General features: G+C 51.5%; 18 protein-coding genes. 6 read left to right on the top strand and 12 right to left on the bottom strand.

All coding sequences use genetic code 11. The features are described 5' to 3' along the window. Window positions 1–45 precede the first annotated feature (45 nt). The 8 genes from PGX44_RS01600 to PGX44_RS01565 all read right to left on the bottom strand — a co-directional run bounded on the left by PGX44_RS01600 (window position 46) and on the right by PGX44_RS01565 (window position 10,188). The gene (locus PGX44_RS01600; protein WP_498853991.1) at window positions 46–1,482 is read right to left on the bottom strand and encodes a Na+/H+ antiporter NhaC family protein; all 1,437 of its coding nucleotides are present in this window, start codon (window positions 1,480–1,482) and stop codon (window positions 46–48) included. 435 nt (window positions 1,483–1,917) lie between these two features. After that, window positions 1,918–3,117, bottom strand: a complete 1,200-nt coding sequence (megL, locus tag PGX44_RS01595; RefSeq protein WP_498853990.1) for a methionine gamma-lyase — start codon at window positions 3,115–3,117, stop codon at window positions 1,918–1,920. 388 nt (window positions 3,118–3,505) lie between these two features. Beyond that, window positions 3,506–4,462, bottom strand: coding sequence for an MBL fold metallo-hydrolase (locus PGX44_RS01590; RefSeq protein WP_498853989.1), 957 nt, complete (start codon window positions 4,460–4,462; stop codon window positions 3,506–3,508). A 198-nt stretch (window positions 4,463–4,660) separates the two neighbouring features. After that, window positions 4,661–5,233 carry an aminoacyl-tRNA hydrolase gene (gene pth / locus PGX44_RS01585; RefSeq protein WP_498854095.1) on the bottom strand — a complete coding sequence of 191 codons (573 nt, stop codon included), beginning with the start codon at window positions 5,231–5,233 and terminating at the stop codon, window positions 4,661–4,663. A gap of 17 nt (window positions 5,234–5,250) precedes the next feature. Beyond that, window positions 5,251–6,216: a ribose-phosphate diphosphokinase gene (locus PGX44_RS01580; RefSeq protein ID WP_186502931.1), complete on the bottom strand. Its 966-nt coding sequence runs from the start codon at window positions 6,214–6,216 to the stop codon at window positions 5,251–5,253. A 63-nt stretch (window positions 6,217–6,279) separates the two neighbouring features. Further along, window positions 6,280–7,653 carry a bifunctional UDP-N-acetylglucosamine diphosphorylase/glucosamine-1-phosphate N-acetyltransferase GlmU gene (gene glmU, locus PGX44_RS01575; protein ID WP_498853988.1) on the bottom strand — a complete coding sequence of 458 codons (1,374 nt, stop codon included), beginning with the start codon at window positions 7,651–7,653 and terminating at the stop codon, window positions 6,280–6,282. A 181-nt stretch (window positions 7,654–7,834) separates the two neighbouring features. After that, the gene (locus PGX44_RS01570) at window positions 7,835–8,413 is read right to left on the bottom strand and encodes a peptidoglycan-binding protein (protein ID WP_289001852.1); all 579 of its coding nucleotides are present in this window, start codon (window positions 8,411–8,413) and stop codon (window positions 7,835–7,837) included. Window positions 8,414–8,616: 203 nt separating this feature from the next. Next, window positions 8,617–10,188, bottom strand: a complete 1,572-nt coding sequence (locus tag PGX44_RS01565) for a ClC family H(+)/Cl(-) exchange transporter (protein WP_498853987.1) — start codon at window positions 10,186–10,188, stop codon at window positions 8,617–8,619. 314 nt (window positions 10,189–10,502) lie between these two features. Here PGX44_RS01565 and PGX44_RS01560 point away from each other — a divergent pair, with 314 nt between their 5' ends. The 3 genes from PGX44_RS01560 to PGX44_RS01550 are packed head-to-tail and all read left to right on the top strand — an operon-like array spanning window position 10,503 to window position 14,857. Further along, window positions 10,503–10,673, top strand: coding sequence for a hypothetical protein (locus tag PGX44_RS01560; protein ID WP_498853986.1), 171 nt, complete (start codon window positions 10,503–10,505; stop codon window positions 10,671–10,673). 44 nt (window positions 10,674–10,717) lie between these two features. Then, window positions 10,718–11,749, top strand: coding sequence for an efflux RND transporter periplasmic adaptor subunit (locus PGX44_RS01555; protein ID WP_498853985.1), 1,032 nt, complete (start codon window positions 10,718–10,720; stop codon window positions 11,747–11,749). A 6-nt stretch (window positions 11,750–11,755) separates the two neighbouring features. Next, the gene (locus PGX44_RS01550; protein ID WP_498853984.1) at window positions 11,756–14,857 is read left to right on the top strand and encodes an efflux RND transporter permease subunit; all 3,102 of its coding nucleotides are present in this window, start codon (window positions 11,756–11,758) and stop codon (window positions 14,855–14,857) included. Window positions 14,858–14,927: 70 nt separating this feature from the next. On the opposite strand, the gene PGX44_RS01545 is transcribed toward PGX44_RS01550, so the two are convergent. Together PGX44_RS01545 and PGX44_RS01540 are read right to left on the bottom strand one after the other, a co-directional pair. After that, window positions 14,928–16,268: an MFS transporter gene (locus PGX44_RS01545; RefSeq protein ID WP_498853983.1), complete on the bottom strand. Its 1,341-nt coding sequence runs from the start codon at window positions 16,266–16,268 to the stop codon at window positions 14,928–14,930. Between the two features lie 439 nt (window positions 16,269–16,707). Then, window positions 16,708–17,157, bottom strand: coding sequence for a flavodoxin family protein (locus PGX44_RS01540; protein WP_498853982.1), 450 nt, complete (start codon window positions 17,155–17,157; stop codon window positions 16,708–16,710). A gap of 188 nt (window positions 17,158–17,345) precedes the next feature. Between PGX44_RS01540 and PGX44_RS01535 the strand changes: the two genes are divergently transcribed. After that, window positions 17,346–18,536, top strand: coding sequence for a M20 metallopeptidase family protein (locus PGX44_RS01535; RefSeq protein ID WP_498853981.1), 1,191 nt, complete (start codon window positions 17,346–17,348; stop codon window positions 18,534–18,536). Here PGX44_RS01535 and PGX44_RS01530 read toward each other — a convergent pair. Further along, window positions 18,533–19,441 (bottom strand): LysR family transcriptional regulator, encoded by a 909-nt coding sequence (locus tag PGX44_RS01530; protein WP_498853980.1) that lies wholly within the window; start codon window positions 19,439–19,441, stop codon window positions 18,533–18,535. The two genes, PGX44_RS01535 and PGX44_RS01530, sit on opposite strands and share 4 nt — an antisense overlap. Before the next feature lie 187 nt (window positions 19,442–19,628). Here PGX44_RS01530 and PGX44_RS01525 point away from each other — a divergent pair, with 187 nt between their 5' ends. After that, window positions 19,629–20,603 (top strand): AEC family transporter, encoded by a 975-nt coding sequence (locus tag PGX44_RS01525; protein ID WP_498853979.1) that lies wholly within the window; start codon window positions 19,629–19,631, stop codon window positions 20,601–20,603. A gap of 77 nt (window positions 20,604–20,680) precedes the next feature. On the opposite strand, the gene PGX44_RS01520 is transcribed toward PGX44_RS01525, so the two are convergent. Beyond that, window positions 20,681–21,643 (bottom strand): LysR family transcriptional regulator, encoded by a 963-nt coding sequence (locus tag PGX44_RS01520; RefSeq protein WP_498853978.1) that lies wholly within the window; start codon window positions 21,641–21,643, stop codon window positions 20,681–20,683. A 202-nt stretch (window positions 21,644–21,845) separates the two neighbouring features. On the opposite strand from PGX44_RS01520, the gene PGX44_RS01515 reads away from it, so the two are divergent. Beyond that, window positions 21,846–22,835, top strand: a complete 990-nt coding sequence (locus PGX44_RS01515; RefSeq protein ID WP_498853977.1) for a hydroxymethylglutaryl-CoA lyase-like TIM-barrel protein — start codon at window positions 21,846–21,848, stop codon at window positions 22,833–22,835. Window positions 22,836–22,846: the final 11 nt, after the last annotated feature.

Here is a 22,846-nt window from a genome sequence, read left to right as displayed (position 1 = left end):
CGAATCCCCCGCCACCAGGGCAGGGGATTTTCTCTATACGTAATGCTAAATTTCGGGAATACTATCGCCATCCATGGCCTGGCTCTTGGGCCGCTTCATATCGTAATCCCAAGGATCTTTGCGGATAAAACCGTCTGAGAAGGGAATGAAGACGGAAACGATGGCCGAAATACCTAAGAGATAGATAAACCAGCAATAGGGCAATACCTGGAGCGGCGAAACGCGGCCGCTGGCAAAGCTGGTCAAAATCAGCATCTGTGCCCCATAGGGGATGAGGCCCTGGAAGATAGACGAAAAGGTACTCAGAAGCGCTGCGCTGCGGCGGGGATCGACGTGGAAGGTGTAGCAAATGCGCTTGGCCACTTCGCCGTTGATGATGATCGAAACCGTGTTATTAGCCGTTGCCAGGTCCGTAATAGAAACCAGTGCAGAAATCCCCAGCTCGGCCGAATTCTTTCCTTTGATAAACTTCTGGATATTGACCAGGAGGAAGGAAATGCCGCCGGCCTTATTGACCATGGCAGCCAGGCCGCCTGTAATGAGGGAGAGGAAGAAAATATCCGTCATCCCCAGGAAGCCCTGGTACACAGCCTGGGCAAAGGTCAGGATGGACAAGTCGCCATAGACGATGCCGATACCACCGGCCAGGAGGATACCGCCGAAGAGGACGAGGAAGACATTGGCGCCGGCTACGGCCGTGACGAGGACGACGATGTAGGGCAATACCTTAACCAGTGTAAAGGGATGTTCCCCTGTGCTGACTGCCGTTTCCGAACCGCCAAAGAAAATCAACAGGACGACCGTCAAAACAGCCGGGACCAGGGTCAGCCAGAAATTCAGGCGGAACTTGTCCTTCATAGCGCAGCCCTGCGTGCGCGTAGAAGCAATGGTCGTATCGGAAATGATGGACAAATTATCGCCCAGCATGATACCGCCCATGACACAGCCCATCATGAGGGGCATCGAAATACCGGCCTTTTCGGCGACGGCAATGGCAATGGGGCCAACCGCTGCGGCACTGCCTACAGAGGTGCCCGTAGCCGTAGCGATGAAGCCGGAAATGACGAATACGCCGGCTGCCAAATATTCAGGCGGAATATACGTAAGACCCAGATTGACCGTCGAGTCGATGCCGCCCATGGCCTTACACGTAGCGGCAAAGCCGCCGGCTAAGAGGTAAATGACGCACATGATGATGATATTGGAATCACCACAGCCGCGTACAAAGGTTTCAAACTTTTCTTCAAAAGATCCCCGAATGAGGATAAAGGCCGCTATGGCGCCAATGGCTGCCGCCAAAGGAGCCGGGAACTGGTAAAAGGCCATTTCCATACCGCTCATATCTAAAATAATGCCGCTGCCCAAATAGACTATGACAAATACCAGGAACGGAACCAAAGCCAGTCCGTTCGGTTTTACTACCTGACTTGCCTGGGGCGTATTGGCGGCAGGTTCCTGTTTCACTCCTTTTTCTTCGTCCATTCTCTCTTTCTCCTTTCGTACAATACAAAAAAACTGTTGATTTAGAGTACACAATATAAGGAATTTCAATTGGCGCCGTGTCTCATTTCCTCATATTTTCTCGACAGAAAAATAGTCTTTTATTATAGCATATATTCATTTTTAAAGGTATGCCTTGCTTTTTTCTCTTCTTTATAACGGTTATTACTTAGTAACACGCCGTTTATACTTTATATTTTTTCGATACGTCAACTTATATGTTTATTTTACTATATTGTATAATGACTGTATAATACATGTTTTCTCTGTATATTCATAGTTTATAACTATGAATATACTACATAGCGAAATTGCGGCTGGCAAATGGTTTGTATTTTCTTTCCTCTCAGAATACACAAAGGCCGCTCCCGGAGGAGCGGCCTTTGTGTTTGTATTGGCGATGGTATATATGGAGGCTTATTGAATCAGGTCCAGAGCCTGTTTGAGGTCGGCAATGATATCTTCTGCGTTTTCGAGACCGACAGACAGGCGAACGAGACCTTCACTGATGCCGGCAGCTTTCAGTTCTTCCGGCGTATACGTGGAGTGAGTCATGGAGGCAGCGTGTTCGATCAGCGTCTCGGCATCGCCCAGGGATACGGCAAGGCTGCACAGCTTGACGTTATTCATGACGACGGCGCCTTCTTCTTTGCCGCCCTTCAGTTCAAAGGAAATCATGCCGCCAGGCAGGCGCATTTGTTTCTTTGCCAGTTCATACTGAGGGAAGCTCTTCAGGCCGGGATAGTACACTTTTTCTACAGCCGGATGACCTTCAAGGAATTCGGCTACCTGCATAGCATTAGCCGAATGTTTTTCCATGCGCAGAGCCAGTGTCTTCATGCCGCGGGCGATGAGGAAGGCATCAAACGGGCTGAGGACGGAACCGGTCATATCCTTAATGCCAAAGAGGCGGACGTTGTTAATATATTCCTGCGAGCCTGCGACGAAGCCGGCAATGACGTCACCATGGCCGTTGAGGTATTTCGTAGCCGAATGGACGACGATGTCGGCACCGAGGGACAAGGGCTGCTGGATGTAGGGCGAGCAGAACGTGTTATCGACGACGACCTTGATATCGCCATTGGCATGGGCAATCTTGCTGATGCCTTCAATATCGGAAATCTTCAGCGTCGGGTTGGCCGGCGTTTCCAAATAGACGACGCGTGTATTCGGTTTGATAGCCTGTTTCACGGCGTCCAGGTCCGTAATATCGACGAAGGATACGTCTACGCCATAACGGCTCAGACCGTGGTTCAAGAGGGCAAAGGTGCAGCCATATAAGGTATCGCTGGCTACGACATGATCGCCTGCGTGAAGCAGCGTCCACAAAGCAGAAGCGATAGCGCCCATACCGGACGCAGCGGAGCAAGCAGCTTCAGCGCCTTCGAGGAGGGCTACCTTTTCTTCTACCTGCGTATCCGACGGGTTACCCAAGCGCGAATAAATATACCCCGGTTCCTTCAAGGCAAAGCGGTTGCCGCCCTGTTCGGCCGAATCAAAAATAAAGGTGGACGACTGATAGATCGGATTCGTCAAGGCGCCAAATTCGTTTTTCATAGCACCACCGTGAATGGCCTTAGTAGCAAATCCCATCTGTTTCAGTAATTCCTTTTCCATATTACTCTCCTCCATTTCTGCGCATCATATAGAAATTAGATATATAATGCATGACATAAAAAGTAGTTGTTTTCCCTAGGATACGCTGTATCCCTTCATTGCCTACAGTGTATCACAGGCTATTCCCGTTGTATAATACATTTTTTCTCTCATTTTACATAGTATATAACTATATAAAAATATGAAACTGGCAGATATCGTTTCTGTTGCGAGGTATCGCATACACAGACCTGACTTTGGCACATCCGGCCTGCAGCAGAGCCGGCCCCGATGCACTCCGCAGGGGCACCCTGCCGTCTTCCTTGCATAGTATTGCAGGAAAACAATTATTTCAGTCATAAAAAAAACAGCCCCTCCGGCGTGCGAAGAAGCTGTTTCCTGTTCGTTTCTAAATGGCGTAATAGATGTAGAGTCCGTTCTTTTCTTCCTGTTCCAAGCGGCCGTGATGGAGCAGATATTCCACGTGCGATAAGGTTTCCCCCATGGCAAACCATTTCTGCGTCGGCGGGAATTCCGGCCATTTCTTGCCCCGCATGGACCACGTCAGGTGCGGTGCCAGTTCAAAGGCCGTCGCGCCGGGGTGATCCTTGGCAGCCTGCCAAAGCTCCTGCAAGCGGTTAGCGTGATGGGCCTTTATGGCATCTACCCGTTCTTTTAAGGCACTGCTCGCCTTGCGGTGGCCCGGCAGGACCAAACGGGCCGGCAAATCGCGTACCTTGTCGAGGCTGTGCAGGTAGCACGCCAAGGCGTCCGGCAGGTTCTGCCAGCGCTGGATATTCGGCGTAATATCAAAGAGGACGTGGTCGCTCGAAACGAGCAGACCTTCCTTAGGCAGCCAGAGACAGGACAGGCCTTTCGTGTGGCCCGGCGTATGGATAACCTGGAAATCCACACCGGCCAACGTGACGATATCGCCGTCGCCTACGGGGTGGATGGAAAAGCTCGGGTCTGGCGAAAACTTGCGGGCCTGATTGGAGAACTGCTTTTCAATATCCTCCGGCGGCATGCCTTCTTTCATGAAAAGCTGTTCTGTATACTTCCACGTCCGTCCGTCTAAGGCCGAATCGACGAGGTATTGATGGTCGTCGCCGTTCATGTAGACCTGGCAGCCCTTGCCTACGAAATCGCCGACGAGGCCTGTATGATCGGCGTGCAAATGGGTCAAAAACAAATCAGTCCGCGCCAGGTCGACCTGCAGCTGGGAAAGACCGGAAAAGAGAGCTTCCCGGCATTCTTCCCGGTTAAAACCCGTGTCGATGACGAGCCAGCGGTCGCTGCCGCACACGACATAGGAATTCAAGTACCGCAAGGGGTTATCCGGCAAGGGTACTTCTATTCGATACATAAGGGGAGAGTCCCACATTTTTTCAATCACAGTACGCGCTCCTTCCAATACCTACCTGTGCAGACAGAAACTGCACGTAACTAGTATACACGCAGATGCAGCCAGCGTCCAGGTACGGCAAAAAACCTCCCCGCCGGAGCTGTCCGGCAGAGAGGTTTTTTATAACATATATTTATATCATATTCTATATTGTAGTATTTACTCGCTACGTTTTTTCTTATGCGGATTGAAACGGTTCATCCCCACATCTACACCTAGCTTTAAACAGCCTACAATGGCGTCTGCCGCGTCTTTAATCCCCTTTTCATAGTCGGGTACCAGCTCCGGCGGAAAAGGCGTTAAAACGTGATCTATGACGTCGCGGTGCGGCAAGGGCCGGCCAATCCCTACGCGGAAGCGGATGAATTGGTCGCAGCCATTAGCCAGGAGGCTCTTGATGCCGTTATGGCCACCGGCACTGCCGTTCGTACGGATACGCAGACGGCCTACGGGCAGATCCATATCGTCGTAAATGACATAGACGTTTTGCTGGTCCAGCTTGTACCAGCGCATGAGCGGGCCTACAGACTGGCCGCTGTTGTTCATAAACGTCTGCGGTTTGACGAGGAGCACCGTTTCCCCATCGATGACAGTCTGGGCCACAAGGGCGTCCATGCGTTTCTGCCAGACCGTTACGTTGTACCGTTCTGCCAGTTCGTCGACGACGAGAAAGCCCGTATTATGTTTTGATTTTTCGTATTCCCGGCCCGGATTGCCCAGGCCTACTATCATATGCACGACGGTCCCTATTATTTGTCGAAGAGACGGCTGACGGACACATCATGGAAAATACGCATGATGGCTTCACCCAGGAGCGGTGCAACGGAAAGGACGCGGATCTTGTCGATCTTCTTTTCTTCCGGCAAGGGAATCGTATTGGTAATGATCAGCTCGCTGATGACGGAATTTTTGATGCGTTCTACAGCGGGATCGGTCAATACAGCGTGGGCACAGGCTGCATAGACGCGTTCAGCGCCCATTTCTTTGAGGGCCTTGGCACCGCCGCAGAGGGAGCCGGCTGTATCGACAATATCGTCGACGAGGATACAGGTCTTGCCTTTAATATCGCCAATGACGTTCATGACTTCCGCTACGCCCGGACGGGGACGGCGTTTTTCGATGATGGCAATCGGTGCATTGACGCGGTCAGCCAGATCGCGGGCACGCGTTACGCCACCAAGGTCAGGCGAAACGACGACGATGTCGCCCATGTCGTTGGCGGCCTGTTTCTGGTTAATATATTTAGCAATGATGGCAGCCGAGCCGAGGTGATCGACAGGGATGTCGAAGAAGCCCTGAATCTGGCCGGCGTGCAGGTCCATCGTAACGACGCGGGTAATACCGGCTGTCGTCATCAGGTCAGCTACTAATTTAGAAGTAATCGGTTCACGGCCGCGTGTCTTGCGGTCCTGGCGGGCATAGCCATAGTACGGTACGACTGCTGTAATGTGGCGTGCAGACGCGCGTTTCAGCGCATCGGCCATAATCAGCAATTCCATCAGCGTGTCATTGGCAGGCTGACAGGTCGGCTGAATTACAAATACATCTTTGCCTCGAACGCTTTCGTCGATCATAACCTGGATTTCACCGTTGTTGAACTTGCCGACAAAGCCTTTGCCCAATTCCAGGCCAAGGTAATCAGCAATTTCTTTCGCCAGCTCAGGGTTGGCATTGCCTGTAAAAATTTTCAGCTTTTTCCCGTCTTCGTAACTCATTGTGAGCCTCCTAATTGAATATTGATATAACAACAGTAATGGAAAAACAATAAAATTTACTGGTTATTTCTTATATGTATCGTCTTTGACCCAGCCTTCGATATTGCGCTGTTTGGCGCGACCGACAGCCAGGGCCTTGGCGGGTACATCTTTCGTAATGGTAGAACCGGCACCGACATAGGCATACTCGCCAATGGCTACCGGCGCTACGAGATTGCTGTTGCAGCCGACAAAGGCATGATCGCCAATAACCGTGCGGTGCTTGATCTTGCCGTCGTAGTTGACGGTAATCGTACCGCAGCCGATATTGACGCCGCAGCCGACGTCGCTGTCACCAATATAACTGAGATGCGGCAATTTTGTGCCGTCGCCAACGTGGGAGTTTTTCACTTCCATGTAGTTACCGACTTTTACGTGGTTGCCAATGACCGTACCGGGACGGAAATGGACGAACGGGCCGACCTCGCAGCCATCCTTGATTTCACAATCATGGGCATAGGTAAACTGCAAATGGTCGTCATTGCCCATGCGGACATTGGTCATGCGGACGTACGGCCCAATCTGGCAATTTTCGCCAATGACCGTCTGCCCTTCGAGGATCGTCCCCGGATAGAGTACCGTATCGCGGCCGATGACGACCGTCGTATCGACATAGGTGTTGGCAGGATCGATGATAGAGACTCCAGCGGCCATCAATTCTACCAGTTTGCGCTGGCGCAGTACCTTTTCGGCTTCAGCCAGCTGCAGGCGCGAATTTACGCCCAGTGTTTCCTGATATGCGGGGACAGCAAAGGCGCTGACCACCTTCCCGGCAGCGACGAGCATGCCGATAATATCCGTCAAATAATATTCGCCCTGCGCATTGTCATTGCTGATCTGATGCAGCATGGGCCATAACAGGGATAAATCAAAGCAATAAATACCGGCATTGACTTCGTCGACAGCCAATTCTTCCGGCGTGCCATCCTTCTGTTCGACAATCTTCACGACCTGGCCAGCTTCATTGCGGATAATGCGGCCATAGCCTGTCGGGTCCGGCATATGGGCCGTCAAAATCGTCGCCGCTGCGCCACTTTCTGCATGACAGGCAAATAAGCCGTCAAAGGTTTCTTTCGTTACAAGAGGCGTATCGCCACAGGTTACGAGCAGTGTGCCTGTCGCGCCGGCCAGCAGCGGTTCAGCCTGCAATACGGCATGCCCCGTTCCCAGCTGTTCTGCCTGCAATACTGTTTCTGCTTCATTGCCCAGATATGCCTGTACATCTTCCCCGCCGAAACCGACAACGACAATCTGCCGCTGTGTTCCTGCAGCTTTTACGGTACGCAGGACCTGTTCTACCATCGGCACACCGCCGACTTTATGCAGAACCTTCGGAAGCTTGGACTTCATCCGCGTTCCTTTGCCTGCTGCCAATATAAGTGCAATCGTGTCTTCCATTCAGCATTTGCCTCCCTGGTATGAAATAACTTTATCACGTCTCTTAAGAATAACACAAATAACTTGCAAAATACATAGTAATTTTACAAAAAGTTACGGCAAATTGAGAAAGCTAAATATGCCGCAAAGGGATAGAAAAAAGGAGAGGCCTCTGCCTCTCCCCACACATGCTATATGTTGCTTACAAAATATGGACGACGACACTGCGTCTGCCAAAATTCAAGGCTTCACTCCGGTCATCCATACCCAGGTCGATGCGGTCGCCTACAATGGCGCCACCTGTATCATCCGCTACGGCTTCGCCGTACCCTTCAATATATAAACGGGTGCCCAAAGGAATGACATTCGGATCAACCGATACCAAACCACGGGTCAGGCGATGACCACCGGCAGTATACCCACTGTTACCCGGATCATCGGCCGTGTAAGCCGTTGCTTCCATAACAAGGCTGCGCTGGTAACCGCTGTCTTCAGCCGGTGCCGGCTGGCCGCTGGCATTCGAAAGGGCCTGCATGGTCTGCGAACCGACAACACCGTCAGCATCTAAGCCATGATCTGCTTGAAAGCGTCGCACAGCAGTTTGTGTACCACTGCCAAACACACCATCGGCTCCATCTGATAAATATCCTGTAGCAATGAGCATATATTGTACACGCTGAACAGCAGAGCCGGTCATTCCCATTTCAACCTTTGCGGATGCAATCGATGAAAATACTAATACAAACAATACGGTCAGTAAAATCACGATTCGTTTATTCAAAAAACCACCTCTTCGCTAATATCAAAAAAAACACATCGACAAGATTATAGCAAAAATCATTTCGGAAGTCAAAAAAATGTATCTTTATGAGTATATTTTTGCTACTTTATTCTCTATTCTCATTGATATTGGAATGGGTAATCCGTGTATTTTCAACACTTGTATTGCAGTTTTTTAGTACCTGGTACTATTTTCAATAATTATTATGCATTTTCCTTTTCTACGAGGTTTCGCGTCGCTTCCGCCGATTCTATTGAATCGGTCAATACATAAATGTAATCACCGGCGCACAAGCGGGTGTGATAATCGGGTACAATGTCTTCCGTACCGCGCTTAATATCAACTAATGCTACGTGGTCCGGCCATTCGATCCGGCCGATATATTTCCCATCTACAGGGCTGCCACTGCCGACGGTAAATTCCAATACGTTGCGCCGCTGCGACGAAGGAAGCGGTCCATGTCTTTTGGCAAGAGACAGTTTAAGCAGTGTATCATAAATAGGCTGTCCGCCCAGCAATTGGGCCGTAACGAGGGCAATCATAGAGGCCGTACAAAGGACCAGCAAGTGTTCATACGACCCGGTCATTTCCATGATCAGGATCGTCCCCGTAACGGGCGCGTGGACAGAAGCGGCAAAAAAGGCGGCCATTGAAATGACAACGATATTCGATAAATAATAGTCCGGAATAACGCCGGTCTGGACCAGGACGATGCCGACGCTGCCACCGCACAAGGCGCCTAAGACCAGCATGGGCAGGAAGAAGCCGCCCGGCGTGCCGCAGCCATAGCTGATGAGCGTAAAGAGGAATTTCCCTACGAGAAGCGTGAGAAATAACGTTAAAGATAAGGGTAACTTATATAAACTGTTGATCAAATCGTTGCCGCCGCCCAAAACCTGAGGGAACACATAGCCCAAAATGCCGGCGACGACCAGGGCAAAGCCGATGCGCATAAAATCATTGCGAAATACAGGCAGGTTGTAAAAATGGCGCACATTGATGAGACCCTTGTTAAAAATGCAACCACCTACGCCGATGACTACGCCCAGGACGACAGCCAGCCACATGTAACGCAAGGGAAAGGGCGGCAGGCCGCCAAAATGAAAGATCGGTTCCCGGCCAAAGACGAGACGGCAGGTCATAGTCGAAACGAGGGCTGCTGCCATGGCCGGTGCCAGGACGACGCTGGAAAAATTACGGTGCAGCTCTTCCAAGGCAAAAATCGCCCCGGCCAAGGGCGCATTAAAGGCCGCTGCCAGGCCGGCACTGGCACCGGCCGTAATCAAATAGCGTTCTTCCATGCGCGTCCGGCCCAAGGCACGGCTCATACCCTGTGCCGTCATGGCGCCAAGCTGAATCGACGGGCCTTCACGGCCTAAGGAAAGGCCGAAGCCGATGCCGAGAATGCCGCCGACGAGCTTGACCCAGATAATGCGCAGCCAGCGCAGGCGGATGACACCCAGGATAATCCCCTTGACCTGGGGAATGCCGCTCCCTGAGGCTTCCGGTTCTATTTTTTTCAGCCACGCCAAAAGGGCCGCCACGGCGAGAAGCAATAAAAACCACAGGCCATTTTCTACAGGCCCTGCATTCACTAAGATTGTATATATATATTCCCTGAGCTGTGTCCCCGCATCGAGGGTCCAGCGAAAAAAGCTGATAATAATACCGCTTAATAGACCGACCCAGGCGCCTTCCGCAAAGAGGCGGAGACGAAAGCGGGGCCAATGGTTCAGATTCCGGATAACCGGTATAATATCCAGTTTTACCTGCATGCTATAACCTCCCTGTACAATGTCTACAGTATATCATAGAACAGGAGGCCATTGGAAAAAATCTTTTGCCACGGCAACAAAAAAGAGCCAGCCCAAAAGATAAATATATTCACTAGCCACACGAAAAAAATTTACATACAGCCTGGCTTGTACCGTGCTATAATAGACTGCATGAACAGGCGGCTTTATCTGTCTTTTCCAAAGCTATATAATAGTATATATATTATATACACTATATACGTTTTCAAATAACCGGTGTAGCTGCAAGAAAACAGAACCGTCATGCATCTGCCCATCACCTCTGGAGGATTCCTATGAAAGAAACTAAATGGCTTGCCTTACTGCACAGCCGGCGTGGCAAAATGCTGGCCTTTGCCTGTATCCTGCTCCTGGCCTGTATCGGCATCTACGCCCTGAGCCATTCGAATACGGCAAAAAAGGCGCCCAGGCCACGACCGATGCGGCCGTCCAGGCCTATACGGTAGCGCGCAAGGATATGTACCGCCACGTCTCTATGTCTGGAGAGACTGTGCCTATTGCGCAAGTCGATTTATCCACAAAATATGCCGGAAAAATCGCCTCCGTCGACGTACAGCTCGGTGACTACGTCGAACCGGGCCAAGTCCTGTTGACGCAGGATCCGACCGATACGAGCCTGACGCTGCAGCAGGACCAGGCAGCGCTCCAGCAGGCCCAAGCCGAATCAACAGCGGCCGAAGCCCAATTTTCTTCAGATCTGCAAAAGGCCCGCATTGATTACGAAACGGCCAAGATGAACTACAACCGCTATGTCATCCTGAAATCGGAAGGGGCCATTTCCCAGAAGGATCTCGATACGGTATACCAAGCGCTCATTGTTGCACAATCAACATTGCAAAATCTGGAATCACAAAACCTCGGTGACGTACCGGCCACCATTGCCGCCAAGCAGGCCGCCCAGGCCAAAGCCGGCTACGTCGTAGACAGCCTTTCCCAGCAGCTGGGCGACCTGACCATCCGCGCTCCCCGGGCCGGTGTCATCAGTTATCGTAATGCTGAAGTAGGCGCCATGGTGCCGGCCAATACGAAGGTCCTCACCGTGACCGATACGAGCGGCATCTACATCGACTGTCCCCTGTCGGAAACGGACGTCGCCGCGATCCACATGGGCATGGACGTAACCGTTTCTATCGAATCCCTGGCCCAGACCTACGCCGGTGTCATTACCTACGTCAGCCCGGCGATGGATCCGACTACCAAAACCTACATGGTCCGCATCACCCTGACCCAGCCCGACGGAGCCCTGAGGGGCGGCATGTTCGCTCAATCAGGCGTCGACGTCCTGCAGCGGGCGCAAACACTCTACGTCCCCAAAGACGCTCTCCTCGAACTGAACGGCGTGAGCAGCGCCTATGTCATCCTGCCGGACAATACAATCCAAATCCGCCAGGTAAAGACAGGCCTGCGCAACGACGCCTACGTCGAAATCTTAGACGGCCTCTCCGTCGGTGACCGCATTGCCGTCACCAACACGGCCCGCCTGAAGGACGGCTCCCACGTGACCATAGAAAAGGAGACGTGATGCGCCGTGAATCTCACTAAATATTCTATCGATCACCCCATTGGCATCTGCATGGTCGTAGCCTTCTTCGTCGTCTTAGGCCTCTTCAGCTTCTACCGCATTGGCGTAGAGCTCCTGCCGTCCCTCAACACGCCGTACGTCACCGTAACCGTCAGCTATCCCGGTGCCAACGCCGATTCCGTAGAGCAGCAGGTCGTAAAGCCCATCGAAGACACCCTTTCGTCCGTCTCCAACGTAAAGCACATGAATTCCACGGCTTCCTACGGCCAGGCCCGCATTACACTGGAGCTGGATTTCTCGGCCAACGCTGACGCCGCCGCCATCGACGCGACGAAAAAGGTCAACGCCATCCGCGGTAAGCTCCCTGACGGTATCGACGAGCCTGTCGTCATCAAGCGTGATATTAACGCGACGCCTATCATGTTCGTCGCCGTCCAATCGAATAAATCCTTAGACGACATTTATTCCAAAACAGAAAATGACTTTGAAAACGTCATCCAGCAGGCCGACGGCGTTTCGGAAATCGAACTCAACGGCGGCCGCGACAAGGAAATTGCCGTCGAAGTCGATAAAAATAAACTCGTCCACTACGATATGACCCTGGCCGAAATCGTCAGCGCCATCAAGGCCGAAAACGTCCTCATGCCGTCAGGCTCTGTCTATACGGATTCGACGACGACAGACGTGCGTGTCAAGGCCCAGTTCCTCAGTGAGGACGAGCTGGAAAAAATCCAGGTCACCAATATCAAAGGCGCCAAGATTCCCCTCACAGCCGTCGCGACGATCCGCCGCAAGGACCAGCGCGTCACGCGCTACGCCCGCATCAACGGCAGCGACGCCGTCATCATGGCCATCTACAAAAACAGCGACGCCAACGTCGTCTCCACCGTCGATAACGTCATGCAAAAGCTCGACGCTCTGCGGGCAGACAACCCGGACTATACCTTTACGGTAACCAACGAATCGGCTTCGTATATCCGCAACTCCCTGCACAACACGCTGCAGACCCTCATTGAAGGCCTCTTTACGACGGGCCTGGTCCTCTTCTTCTTCCTGCGCGGCTGGCGCTCGACCTTAGCCGTTATGATCGCCATTCCGACGTCCCTCATTTCGACGTTCTTCGTCATGTACCTGGCAGGCTTTACGTTCAACATGATGTCCCTCATGGGCATGGCCCTGTGCGTAGGTATCCTCGTCGACGACTCCATCGTCGTCCTGGAAAATATTCACCGCCATCTCATGCAAGGCGAGTCACCGCACGACGCCGCCCTGAACGGACGTATGGAAATCGGCATGGCCGCCATTGCCATTACGCTCTGCGACGTCGTCGTCTTCATGCCCATTGCCTTCATGACCGGCATGGTCGGCCAGTACTTCAAGCAGTTCGGCCTGACCATCGTCTTTGCGACGCTCTTTTCCCTCTTCGTCTCCTTTACGCTGACGCCTATGCTGGCGTCACGTTTCTTCAAAAAGGGCCTGGCCGTCCAGTCCCAGCGGCCCCTCTGGAAAAAAATGGACCGTCTCGAAGACTGGGCCCGCACGCACTACGTGCACATCCTGACGTGGACCCTGGACCACAGCAAAAAGGTAGTCCTCGCAGTTCTTGCCGTCTTCATCGCCGCCGTCGCCCTCGTACCGGCCGGTCTCGTCGGCTCGGAATTCATGCCCCAGACCGATGAATCGGGCTTTCGTATTACCGTCCAGCTGCCGACCAACGCCAACCTGAAACGGACCGACGCCGTGACCAAGCAGCTGGAAACGTATTTGGCTACGATTCCGGAAGTTACGTACAGCACGGCCATGGTCGGCGGCCGCCAAAGCAACGAAGCGAGCATTCAGGTGACGCTCAAAAACCGCCTCGACCGGTCCCGCTCGATTTGGCAGATTACCAACCAGGTCCGCGCCTTTGCCGCCGATCACATTTGGGACGGCACGATCCGCGTCCAGGAAAACCAGGCCTCTGTCTCCGGCGTTTCCGGCGGCTTTGGCCGCGGCTCCGGCAACCTGCGCTTAGAGCTGCGCGGCAAGAACAACGACGACCTCGTCGCCAAATCCCATGAAATCGAAGAAATCATGAAAAACGACGTCGCCGGCCTGCGCGACATCAGCAGCTCCTACGAAGAAGGCATGCCCGAATACCGCCTCGTCGTAGACCGGGAAAAACTCAAGCACTACGGCACGTCCATTGGCGACCTGAACAACACCTTCGCCAACGCCATTAGCGGCCAAAAGGCCGGCGTCCTGGCAAACGACGTCAAGAACGACAACAACGATACGGACATCTACGTACGCCTCAAAGGCTCTGATGGCTACCGCATTTCCGATCTGGAAACGATTCCTTTGAGCGCCAACGGACATATCATCTACCTGTCCGACGTAGCGACAGTCAAAGCCGAAACGGGACCAGTCACGATCCGCCGGACCGATAAGGAACGGAGCATTACCCTGGGCAGTACCCTCGATAACCGGCCTCTGAACGAAGCCATGAAGGATCTGAGCCAGCGCCTGGACAAGCTGGACCTAAACGGCATTACGTACCGCTTCACCGGCCAGGCCGATCAGATGAGCGACACCTTCCGCGATTTAGGCTTAGCCCTGGTTCTCTCTCTGATTCTTATATATATGATCCTGGCCATCCTGTACGAATCGGTAAAGACACCTTTTATCCGCATGTTTTCCCTGCCCCTGGGCCTCATTGGCTCCCTCTTCCTCCTCTTCCTGACGAACCAGTCCCTGAACCTCTATTCCCTCATCGGTATCCTGGTCATGGACGGCCTCGTCGCCAAGAACGGCACCCTCCTTTTGGATTACACCCTGACCCTCATGGAACGGGGCCTGCCACCGCGGGAAGCCATTATCGAAGCAGGCCGCGTCCGCTTGCGGCCGATTTTCATGACGACCCTCACCATGGTTGTAGGCATGCTGCCTACAGCCCTCTCCCTCTCGGCCGGTTCGGAAACACGTTCCAGCATGGCTGTCGTCGTCATTGGCGGTCTCCTCACATCGACAGTCTTTACGCTGCTCATTATCCCCATTATTTTCCTCTTCTTTGAAAACCACAAAGTAGCCCATATAGTGTACCAAAAGCTGGTCCACGTATTTCACTGAGAAAAAAGGCACTGTATACCAAAATCCGGTATCAGTGCCTTTTCCTATATATATATATCTTTAATATATGTTATTTTGCTTCTTCTGTCATTGTTTCTTTCGCAATCGGTTCAATCATAGACACGACGAGGAAGAAGGCTGCCAGAGAAATACCTGCCAGGAAAATAAATACGGAATCCCAGCTGAACGTATCCAGAATAACACCGACGATAAAGGGAGCAAATGCACCGCCTAAGGAGCCGGCTGTGTTGACGATGGACGCTGCAAAGGGACATTTTTCCTTCGTTGTAATGCCCATGGGATAGGCCAGGAACATGGAATAGCCGAAGTTAAGGAAAATACCTGCCGTAAGGAGCAAGAGTCCTAACGCAGTCGGGTCGCTCGGCGCATACAAAAGGGCATACATGAGGACGACCGTGCTGGCTGTCGTAACGAGCATAGTCGGTTTACGCCGGCTGCCAAAGAGCTTATCCGACGCCATACCGCCAAGGAGGTTGCCAATGACGGCGCCAACCCAGGGAGCAGAGGCGACAAGCCCGACTTTGATGATGGAAAAATGCTTAACGTGAACGAGGTATGTAGGAATCCAGGTCATAATCGTATATGTAATACCGACGAGGAGGAAGTACCCAAGGGCGCAAGCCCAGACGTTCCACGAGCGCAGCACCTGCATATTCGTCGCCAAAGGTGTGACAATACGCGTACGGATCAATTTATCCAGGGTCGTATGTGTATTTCTCCGGACGGGCACGTTCTTGTCTTTGACGGCCGGTGTACCTGCATCGGCCTGATTGATATACTCCAGTTCAGCTTCGTTGACAAAACGGCTGTCTTTCGGATTATCCTTGACCAGGAACCACCAAAGGATTGCAAAGAACGTACCGGGAATAGCGAAAATGTAAAATACTTCCCGCCAGCCATACATCATGATGATCCAAGCACAGACAGGCGGTACAAAGGCCGGGGCAAATTTGATGGAAGCCATGAAGACACCTGTTGCGATGCCCTTTTCCTTCGTCGGAAACCAGCGGTTAATCGTCGTCAGGGACCCAATATTGATCGGCCCTTCAGCAAAACCCAGGATAGCCCGGGCAGCTTTCAGATGGGCTGCCGAGTTGGAAAGACCCATGATAAATGTGGCAATAGACGTCAGGATGACAGCGCCGGAAAAAATGTGACGCACGCCCCGTTTACCATATAAATGGCCTGACGGAATCTGGACAATGGCATAGGCCACATAGAAGAAAGCCGCCATAGCGCCAATGTCCGTATTACTCATTTGAAAGCTTTCTTTGATATACGGTACCACCATGCCGATATTGGACCGGTCGGCGCCGGCGATCATATAGATAAAAAAGATTAATCCTAGTACAAACCATCGGAAACCTGTTTTCTTTTTTAGATTACCCATCTTTTATTCCTCCAATATATAGTTTGTCCTCGCAGTGCTGCCTGAAGCGGCATTCCCTGCCAGCGCGCAGCCACGCGGCACGCCGTATTGAGTATGTGTATTTTCGATACGTATCTTACGAAAACATCATACCATTATCGAAATTAAAATAAAAATGAATATCCTTTTGACAAATTATATATTAGGTGAATAATTCAACATAGACATATGGAATCCTGCAAATACGCTGGAATACGTAAAGAAACCAGGACCTTTTCTGCTTATTTTTTTCCCATTCGTCATAAAAAGCAGAATTTCTAACCTTTTTCATTTCTTTTGTATGAGTAAAATGAATCTATGCTGTGTTTTTTACGCAAAAAAGACTCCGGGCACTGATAGTCCAGAGTCTTTATCTCATATGGCAGGATATATTTTGGGGAAGCGTACATCTTGAAGGCATTCAAGCAACGACTTCAATGCGGCGGAGCGTATTTTCAGCGAAATCCTGGGCATCGCTCAGACGGAGATCTTCATTATCCCGGATCGGTTCCTTGGCGTGGCTGCCATCGGTGCAGGTGACATACGTCCCATCGACCCGCGTCTGCGGCGGCAAGGATTCAATCATATTGCGCAAGGTTTTCGATACATTATCAGAGAATACATCGTCATGAACCGTTGCAAAGATGACGATGTGCTCATTTTCCAGCGTCTTCAAGACAGCCTGCGCTTCCGGATCCGGGCCGCGCCGGTCTTCCCAAAGGCCAAAGAACACGTAGTCATAGTCTTTTATATTCGCCGGCATTTCATTCAGAGGCAGGCACGGTGTACCTTGCGGCAATCCGGCTGCAATGGCTTCGGCAATCTTACGGGTACGTCCGGTTTGCGAGGAATAAATGACGATAGATTTCATATGAATCGCTCCTTTCATAGGATTCTCTTTTTTTCTACCTAAACTATACTGTTATTGTATCATTTAGTCTGTTGCGAATGCAACAGTATTGAAAAATTTTCTCATCATGTATTCTAGTTGACATGTATCTTTTATCCGTCTATGCTTAACGTATATCTAACCTAACGTGACCCTAAGGAGGCCTGCTCATGAAACCGTATCAGCCTGATTTTTCCATAGAAAAAGCTGTCCAACAGGAATTACCCTATATGATGACTATGCGTGAACACTTCCACGCCCATCCCGAATTAAGCGGCAAAGAATATCACACGTGCCAGCGCATTGTAGAAGAACTGCATAAAGCCGGTATTGAAGACGTGCGCACCATTGCCGAAACAGGCGTAACGGGCCTCATCCGCGGTGCCCTGCCCGGTCCGGTTTTGCTCCTGCGCGCCGATATTGATGCCCTGCCCCTGACGGAACAATACCAGTGCCCGTACAGCTCGCAAACGCCGGGTGTCATGCACGCCTGCGGCCACGACGGCCATGCAGCCAATCTCCTCGGCGTCGCCCGCATCCTCCAGGCCCACAGAAACTGCCTGCGCGGCACGATCCGCCTGGCCTTCCAGCCGGCGGAAGAAGGCGACGGCGGCGCAGCCCGTATGATCAAAGAAGGCATCTTGACCCAGCCTACGGTGGATTACGCCTTAGGCCTGCACGTAGCCGGCAGCATGCCCCAAGGCTATATTGGCCTGCGCCACGGCGACTGCTCGGCATCGTGTGATGATTTCACCATTACCATTCACGGCAAGGGCGGCCACGGCTCGCGGCCCAGCGACTGCGTCAGCCCCATCCAGATGGGCGTTTCCATCATTTCCCAAATCCAGGACTACGTCTACCACCGCCGTGCCGATGGCGACGGCGTCGTCCTCACCTTCGGCCAGTTCCAGGCAGGCCACAATCCCAACGTCATCCCTGACGATGCCGAACTGAAGGGCACGCTGCGCACGTACAACGAAACGAAACGCCACGAAATTCTCCATACGTTAGAAGAAATCCTGGCCTCTACTGCTGCCATCTACGGCGGCACGTGCCACTTAGACGTAGTCCCCTTTGCACCGGTCTGCCAAAACGACCCAGCCGTCACACAGGACGTCGAAGAGATCCTGCGCGATACCTGCGGCCAGCGCATAAAAATCGTCCCCATCGAACGGGGCTCGGGCTCAGAAGACTTTGCCTACTTCAGCGCCGCCGTACCGGCGTGCTTCTATTACGTCGGCGTCTACGACGAAGACCCTGTATACGGCCACAACCCGGAATTCCACTGGTCCAGCAAGGCCCTGGCCTATATGGCCGACAGCCTGCTGCACGTCGTCTATTATTTTGCCGACAAGGTCTAGTGCGCTTCTCCCGGAAGCGTCCTCTGATTCCAGGTCTTCGCCAGATCCTGCAAATACGGGCGAAGTATATCCAGTATGCGGGCTGCATGCCGGGTCGGATGCAAATGAGTCACTAAATAGCAATGACGTGCCGGCGGCGGCGTGGACAGCTGTTGAATGCAATAGTTGCCCGTCGCCGCCATTCTGCGCGCCAGAGAAACCTGCAGGATTGTCCACTGGCCGGGCTTATTCAGCAAGAGAGGAATGAGGTTGGCATTATCGAGACTGACGTAGCTGTTGCGCGCTGCAGGCCACCATTCGTCGTGCCAATCCTGAAAGCGGATGCCATTGTAGTTGTATACTTCATTTTCCGGCCGCAGCTCCTGAGGCGTACAGACAGGACCGCTCAAGAGGGTGCCCTTAGGCCGCACGACCACCATGGGCTCGCTGAACCACGGTTCTACATGAACGTTGGGATATTCCCTGGCGAAGAGAGTAAAGCCCAAATCAGCTTCGTGCTGCTCGACGAGGTCATAAATATCCTGGGAATGGGACGTGAAGATGCGCAAATGGAGATTGTTAATGTGCTCATGCAAAAAATCGGAAATATCCGGTATAGCCTGCATATTGAGACTGCTCAGGGAGGCAATAGAAAAGACAGACCGTTTATATTCCATGTGCTGGGCCTGTTCCCAAAGGCGCTGCATTTCATTGGCAATGCTGAGGAAATTTTCTCCTGCCATAGTCAGGCGCAACGCTTTCATGCCCTGGCCCCGTTCGACCAGCGTCAAATGGAGGCTTTCTTCCAGCTCCTTCAGGCGCTTGCTCACCGTCGACTGGGAAATATTCAGGCGCTGTGCCGCCTGGGAAATATTGAGCGTCCTGGCGACCATAATAAAAATACCGATATCCGTACTGTTGTACACAAACAAGACCTCCTCCTGTTATATGGCACGTATTATTCTCTAAATCAATAAATGTTTTAATGTAGGCCATTCTTTTACAAACATATTCTATCACAGAATAGGTTTGTGCAAAACTTGCTATTTTACAAGTCCCCCATAATCCCGTATGATACATGGTAGGATATCTCTAAAGAATCGAGGTCATACTATGGTTTTCCTATTTATTCTCGAACATACAATGCTGCCCCTTTTTACACTCGTCCTCATCGGGTACCTTGTAGACAGACGCTTTCACATTACCGTCACGACATTATCTAAGTTCTTATTCTACCTCGTCGTCCCCAGCTTCATTTTCACCAACATTTACACGACCAGCTTCCCATCCAACAGCATCAACATCATTGCCTGTACTGCCATTTTCATGATTATTTGTTTTACCATAGCCAATATCATCAGCAAATGGCGTCACTACGACGCAGGCATGACGGAATCATGTCGTAACGCCCTCATGTTCAACAACACGGGCAACCTGGGCGTAGCCCTCATCATCCTCGTCTTTTCCCATGAACCCTTCGTCGTCAACGGGCAAACGCCTTATTTGGCCGAAGCCATGGTCATCCAAATTATCATCTTCGTCATTCAGAGCGTTGGCCTCAACACGCTGGGCCTCTACCAGGCCGGCCGGGGCCGCCTCTCTGCCCGCGATACGATCAAGGTCATCTTCCAGATGCCCATCATCTACGTCTTCGTTGCCGCCGTCCTGTGCCGCACCTTTTCCCTCGATGCCAAAGCCTTTTACTTCTGGCCCATCATGGAAATGGCGGCCAAAGCCATTACGCCTGTCGCCATGTTTACCATTGGCGTACAGCTCTCGCAAACGAAGATCAACTGGTTTGATAAAGAAGTCTGGATCGTCAGCTTCCTCAAATTCTTCATTCTCCCCCTCGTCGGCCTGGCCATGATCTACGGCGCCAACGCCCTCGTCCCGGGCACCTTCACAGCCGTCGGCGCCATCGTCTTCCTCATTTACTGCTCCATCCCGACCGCCGTCAACACGGCCATGTACGCCTTGGAATTCGATAATAATCCGGACTACGCCACACAGGTCGTCATGAACACGACCGCCCTCAGTGCCATATCTATGACAATCGTCATCTTTGTCGGGCATTTGCTATTCGTATAATCTGCACGCATTACGTCAACAGCGGTACAAAAATGAAGTTTCATTTTTGTACCGCTGTTTTTATGTTTTCCCAGCCCTTAGCGAAGCTGGTTGATATCCTTTTCAAAGACATACTCTGTCTGATTGTCCATATGATATTGCTTCAAGAGGCTGACAAAATCCCGTTCCTTTTTCCGAATATAGTGCAAAATCCGCCATTTAAAGAGAACGATTTCCCGGCGTTTCGTCCGTTCTGTTTGTTTATCCGTAACCATAAAAAGATTGCGCGCCGAGGTCTGTACGCCCAGGCCGGAAATCCAGCAGTTTTCCTTTTTCCGCAGCTCCAAACAGATGCTGTACGGCGCAAAAAACCACATTTCATCGTCGAGGAGGTCGAGGGCAATTTTTGCCGTGTCGACGGAAAACTTAGGTACTACGTAGGACGGGAAATACAGGCTATGCCAATAGACATAGTCGCTCCCCCAATTAATATAAATTTGCTTTTCTCCGTCCAAGTCCGACGGCATGAGTACCGTTTTATCATTGATTTTATGACGGCTCACGACCATGAGTGTTTCCGAGTGGATATTGCGAACGCGCACGTTGGGTATATGCTGTTCCCGCAAGGGAAAGCCTATGTCCAGGACGTTGAGACGCACTTGTTCATAAATATCAGACGAATGAAGGGTCCTGATGTGGAGACGCCAATCCAAAGGGTCATTCTTGAGGAGGTTGTAAAATTCGCTGAAAAGATAGTTATTGACGCTGTTGACCGTGCCGATGGTCAGTTCCAGCGTCTGTGGCCGGTGTTGGAAATTTTCCACTTCCCTATCGATATCCAGCCAATTCTGGGCTAAAGGCAAGAACTGGCGTCCTGCTGCCGTCAGCTGCGTTTGCTTAGCGCCTTTACTGCGCAATACTAATTCTGCACCAACCGCTTCTTCCAATTTTTTCAGGCGGTGACTGACAGCGGCCTGTGATATATATAGGGCCTGTGCCGTTTTACTGATATTATTGACGCCTGCCAGCATAACAAACGTCTCTAACAGATCTTTTTCCATAAGGTATTCCTCCGCACACTTTTTTACATATCTTTCTTGCGTAAATTGAATTATTCATACATCAACTAATTTATCAAATTATTATTTGTTTTTATTCTAATTCAAATTGGGTTATGATGTCAACGTAAGATACGTATCGAAATAAAGCATCACATAAACTCACTATTCACAACACACTTATTTATACCTGGGAGGAATTATCATGAAAATTATGGATTGTACACTTCGCGATGGTGCTAATGTTGTCGGTGCCGGTTTTTCCGTTGACTTAACGAAATTGATGATAGAAGGCCTCATTGCCAGCCAGATTACAACGATTGAATTAGGACACTGTACCGGCCTGGGCAGTATGCAGCACGGTGGCAAAGTATCACCTGTTACTGATGAAGAATATTTAGAAGCCATTCAGCCTTATGTAAAACAGGCTCACTTGGGCATGTTCCAGTCCGCCAAAAATGCCGATGCTGACCTGATTCAATACGCTGCCAAGAAAGGCCTTTCCTTCCTGCGTGTCGGGGCCAATGCCGGCGACGGAAAAACGGCTGTAGCTGCCGTTAAAATGGTTCGCGCTGCCGGCCTCGAAGCAAAATACAGCCTCATGAAGGCCTATGTCCTGACACCGGATGAATTAGCTTCTGAAGCTTCCATGCTCGAAGAAGCCGGCGTTCAAGCCATTACCATTATGGACTCCGCAGGCTACATGTTCCCGGAACAAGCTGCCGAATATACGCGAAAAGTAAAAGCTGCCGTTTCCATTCCCGTCGGCTTCCACGGCCACAGCAATTTAGGCCTAGCCATGGCAAACGCCCAAGCTGCTGCGAAGGCCGGTGCTGATTTCATCGATTGTGGTCTCATGGGCATGGCCCGTAGTGCCGGCAACATTACAACCGAAGGCGCGTTAGCCCTCTTCCGCCGTTTAGGCCAGTGCCAGGAATACGATTTCTACAAGCTCCTGCACTTCCTCGACGACCGACTCATTCCAGCTATGGAAAAGGAAGGCTATCACACACCAGTCAAACCGCTCGACCTTATCCTGGGCTACTCCGGCTGTCACTCAAGCTTCGTCAATACCTTTAAAGAAGTGGCTGAAGAAAAGAACGTCGATCTCTATAAGCTGATTGTTGAAGTATCAGATAAAAACCGTAAGAATCCGAGCCGTGAATTAATGGAAAGTATTGCTTCTACACTTTAAGGAAAGAAGAG

Origin of the sequence: Caecibacter sp. AF58-12pH5A (assembly GCF_027681725.1) — a bacterium.
Classification (GTDB): domain Bacteria; phylum Bacillota; class Negativicutes; order Veillonellales; family Megasphaeraceae; genus Megasphaera; species Megasphaera hominis.
Note: the sequence above shows the minus strand (reverse complement) of the source record. Positions and strands in the feature narration are given on the sequence as shown.